The sequence below is a fragment of the Cryomorpha ignava genome (genome assembly GCF_010686655.1).
In the GTDB taxonomy this organism is placed as follows: domain Bacteria; phylum Bacteroidota; class Bacteroidia; order Flavobacteriales_D; family Cryomorphaceae; genus Cryomorpha; species Cryomorpha ignava.
This window is the reverse complement of the sequence record NZ_JAAGVY010000127.1, coordinates 1-1,176: the sequence shown is the minus strand read 5'-3', so window position 1 is coordinate 1,176 and position 1,176 is coordinate 1. Positions and strand designations below refer to the sequence as shown.

Below are 1,176 nucleotides of genomic sequence, written 5' to 3'. Positions count from 1 at the left end.
ACCATTCCGCTCTCTTGCCAGGCTTGAACCAGAGCAAACATTTTTTCTTGTAACTTCATCAAAATTATTTTCGACAAAGATCAGGCGGGGGTGGGAATTAGGCAATATGGGATGGTCGGGTGGATACAAAAAAACAAATAATTATAACGGCTTTTTGGGATAACAGAGACGATCCCGGCAAACTTTTTAAGTTAATGCAACTTTAATGAAATTACGAGTGAATCATAATAGTTCCGTAGTCACTGCGATAAACTACCCACTCACCGACTTCTCAAAAAAATCGCGTACCGGTTTGGCATCACGGTGTTTCTCAACTATAAAATCAATAAGCAAATCATCAGTATTTATCCTCAGCAAAGCCGCATCTAAAGGCATCAGGCACAAGACTACCATTTTCCGCCACCGACATAAAAACCGACTGTTACTCCTAGGTAGTTATTTTTAATTGTTCCAACTTTGTTTCCGAATGCGTCCTGAAGCGTCGATTCTCCAATAAAGTCATATTCCACCGTCATCCTAAATTTTGACGCCTCGAATCCCCCGCGTAGAAACCCCCCAAATTTCCTGTTTGTATCTAATTTACCTTTATCGAATTCCTCTCCATCTTTGCCGGCAACACTTGCAAGAGTAAACAAACCTAAACCTCCACCAACGAAAGGATGGAAGGATCCGACTAAACCAAAATAGTAGTCGTAAGTCGCCATATATGAAGTATTTGCAGAAAAGTCGGCCGACTCAAATTCATTACCGTTTTCAAGTTTAAGAGCTTTTGCGATTATCGCTGTGCCAAAGCGGAAGCCGATATTCATATTGTCTTCAAGGTTATACTTTAGTTCCAGGTCGCCCAAGAAACCTATACCACCCGACGGGATCGCTACTCCAAGGTCTAAGCCAACTCTGAATTTGCCTTCTTCCTGAGCTTGAGCGTTAAAAGAGATTCCTAATAAAATTGCAATTGAGAGTAAAATGGTTTTCATGATGTTGATTTTTGTACGGTTAACAAAAAGGTTGATTCAACTTGTTAGATATATTTTTTTAAATATTGCTGCTCTAAGTACATGACAAAAATTGATATATATCCATATTGTTCTGATTCTTAGGATTTAACAAACAGCTTGCTAAATGGTCTAATCCATGCTTGAAGATACTTTTTGCTTTGCGGCCATGTTTTTTTAT

General features: G+C 39.0%; 1 protein-coding gene. It reads right to left on the bottom strand.

Annotated elements, in window-relative coordinates:
• Positions 1 to 386: 386 nt before the first annotated feature.
• Positions 387 to 977, bottom strand: coding sequence for an outer membrane beta-barrel protein (locus tag G3O08_RS20700; protein WP_163287349.1), 591 nt, complete (start codon positions 975 to 977; stop codon positions 387 to 389).
• Between the last annotated feature and the right edge of the window lie 199 nt (positions 978 to 1,176).